Genomic DNA, 3,460 nt, shown 5'->3' with positions numbered 1-3,460 from the left:
AGTACTAGGTGAAGAAAATATAAAATACAATGGAACATTTACATCTAGTTTCTATCTATCTAGATTAAAAGATGATGATTATACAGAAATAGATGGATACACTTCTGGAAGAAAAACAGAAGGATGGTTAGGAGAATTCGATTATACTTCATATTCTGGTTGGATGTATTGTGTAAACGGTACATTCCCAGGTGTTGGCATGGGCGATTATCAACCAAAAAACGGCGATGTAATGAGAGTTCAGTTTACTGTAAATGGATATGGAGCAGATGTAGGAGATGACTGGAGTGGTTCAGGAGTTAAAGTTGCAGATAAGGATAAATTAGCAACATCTCTAGCAAATATAAATAGTAGTAGTGATAGAAATAAGCTTTTAAGCTACAAAAATGTAAGAGCTGCTTATAAAAAAGCAAATGATACTATGTATGTGATACAAGCAAGTCAAGATGCAGTAGACGAAGCGAATAAAGAATTAAACGAAGCCGTTGCAAATATAGAAAATGATACAAAAGCAACTCCTATGACAGGTATATCTCTAGATCAAGAATCTAAAGAAATAAAAGTAAACGAAACTGTTCAATTAAATGCTACAATATCTCCAAGTGATACTACAGATGATAAGACTATAACTTGGAAAACTTCTAACAGCTCAGTAGCTACAGTTGACGAAAAAGGTCTAGTAACTACAACTGGTGAAGGAACTTGTAAAATATATGCTTATGCAGGTGATTGTGTAGCATCTTGTACAATAACAGTTAAAAGCGAAACTAATAGTGACTTTGTAATAGAAAATGGAGTACTTAAAGAATACAAGGGCGAATCAGAAGATGTAGTTATACCAGAAGAAGTAACTGCAATAGGCGATAATGCATTCAAAAACTGTGATACTATCGAGAGCATAGTTATACCAAGTACAGTAAAATCAATAGGAGCTTATGCATTCAAGGCTTGTACAGGTTTAACAGAGATAACATTACCAGAAGGATTAGAAACAATAGGAGACTATGCATTTAATAGTTGTACAAGATTGAGCTCTTTAGATATGCCATCTACTTTAAAAACAATAGGAGCTCATGCATTTGATAGCTGTAGACTAGCAACTTCATTGACTTTAAATGACGACTTAGAAACAATAGGAGAGTATGCATTTAATGGTTGTAAATCAATAACTGGTAGAGTAACTTTACCGAGCTCATTACAAAGTGTACCAACTGGTATATTTAAAGGCTGTGAAGCATTGACTGCAGTAGATATACCAGAAGGAGTAACATCAATAGGAAACTATGCATTTTATAGATGTCTAGCATTAGAAGATGTAAAAATTCCAGATAAAGTAAAAACAATAGGAGACTATGCATTTAGTGTTTGTCAAAAAATTACTTCATTTGATTTAGGAGATGACCTAGAAACAATAGGAGCAAGAGCATTTAATACTTGTTCAGCTTTAACAGAAATAACTATACCAAAGAATGTAAAAACAATAGGAAGCTGTGCATTTAATGCTTGTAAAGAATTAAAAACTGTAAAGGTTTACTCTAAAGATGTGGTAATACCATCTGATGTTTCTGATACTTTCCTTACTAACGATGTAACTTTCTATGGTTATGAAGGCTCAACTACAGAAGCATATGCTAAGACTAATAACAAGACTTTCATACTATTAAAAGAAGCAATAACAGTTACATTTGATGCAGATAATGGTGAAAATCTAGTAACTAAAGAAGTATCAGAAGATAAAACTTTAGATTACACTCCACAAGCTCCAGCTAAAGATGGATATACATTTGTAGGTTGGTATACAGATACTGACGATATAACTACAGAATTCAAAAAAGATGCTACTTATGATCAAGACGTTACATATAAAGCTAAATACGCTCATGTTAAAATGTTAGGAGCACAAGGTAAAATAGTAGTAGACGGTAAGAGTGGAATAAGATTTGGTACTAAGATTTACGATGACGGAGACGAAATAGTAGAAAAAGGTACATTAATTATACCTGCTAATTTATTAGAAGAAGGTCAAGCTTTAATATTAGACAATAAAAAAGCAGCTAGATCTATAGGTAAGGTAAACTATGAAGTAAACAAAGATGAAAATTATGTAACTTATTTAGGAACAATAATAAATATACCAGAAGCTCAATTTGAAAGAGAAATGACAGCAGCATCTTATGTAATATACAGGGATAAAGCTGGAAATGAATATACTGTTTATTCTCAATACCCAAATGGATCTATATCTGTTTTAGATATTTTAGGAAATGATATAGATTGGGACGACGAGTGGTAAGATATAAGAGAATTTAAATTATTTTCGGATAATTTACAAAAGTATTTTTAAAATGAAAATCATATAAAACCTATTAAAGGGATATGAAGCAAGGTAAGATTTGCATCGTATCCCTTTTTGAAATATGTATTTATTTTTTAAATTATAAAAAAGTAGTACTACTAGTAGTATCAAAAAATAGCACTAAAATCATACTTTTTAAAAGTGAATTCTAAATTATAATTATTTTAAAAGAAATATATATAAAATTAGTATAAATTGACGAAATATTTGTAGCTTATTTTTTTTTCATATATTTCTAAAATAAAATTATAAAAAGGAGGAACGCATAATGAGCAAGAAAATGAAATCTATTTCTGCTGTATTCATGGCAATCTGTATAGCTGTGACAATGTCATCAACTTCATTGTTTATGGTAGTTGCAGATGCTATAGAACAAAGCAAAGTAGAAAAAGCTCAAGAAGCTGTAGAAGTACCAGAAGAATCTACACAAGACTCTAAAGAATATTCAAATTCTCTTGGATGGTATGATTCACAAAAAGATACTTTTACAATTGATACAGAAGACGATTTAGTGCTATTATCTAGAATCGTCAATGGTACTGCAGAAGATGCTGGAGGTAACAAGGTACAAGATAGTTTCAAAGGAAAAACTATAGTACTAGCTGATGATTTAGAGTTAGAAGGAGTAGAAATAGCTCCAATAGGAACTGAAGAAAATCCTTTTGAAGGAACTTTCAATGGTTCTAACAACAAAATCAATGTCATCATATCTTCAGAAGACGATTACCAAGGTCTATTTGGATACAACAAAGGTACTATCAAAAAATTAAATTTATCAGGAAAGGTAACTGGTAAAAATTATGTTGGTGGTCTTGTTGCAGTCAATGAAGGTACAATTCAAAATATCACTTCAAATGTTACTATAAAGGTTACTGAAGATTATGTCGGTGGTATAGCTGGTAAAAACTCAGGTACTGTAGATAGATGTAAAAACACTGCTACTATAGATGCTAGAGACTTTATGGGTGGTATAGTTGGTTACAACATAGCAACAGTAAAAAGATGCTCTAACAGTGGTACTATAAATTGTTGGGGAACTGAATCTACTTACAATACTATGAAAGGATCAGGTGGTATAACAGGTATTTCTTACGGTGAAACTAA

2 protein-coding genes are annotated in these 3,460 nt (G+C 31.4%); both read left to right on the top strand.

Features of this window, described 5'->3' with window-relative positions; all coding sequences use genetic code 11:
- Positions 1-2,293, top strand: a 2,293-nt coding sequence (locus tag ACI3VO_RS10000) for a leucine-rich repeat protein (protein ID WP_439757784.1), incomplete at its 5' end; no start/stop codon positions are given.
- A 331-nt stretch (positions 2,294-2,624) separates the two neighbouring features.
- The coding region (locus ACI3VO_RS09995; RefSeq protein WP_439757783.1) for a hypothetical protein at positions 2,625-3,460 on the top strand (836 nt) is incomplete at its 3' end.

It is taken from the genome of Intestinibacter sp. (assembly GCF_051866655.1).
In the GTDB taxonomy this organism is placed as follows: domain Bacteria; phylum Bacillota; class Clostridia; order Peptostreptococcales; family Peptostreptococcaceae; genus Intestinibacter.
Note: the sequence above shows the minus strand (reverse complement) of the source record. Positions and strands in the feature narration are given on the sequence as shown.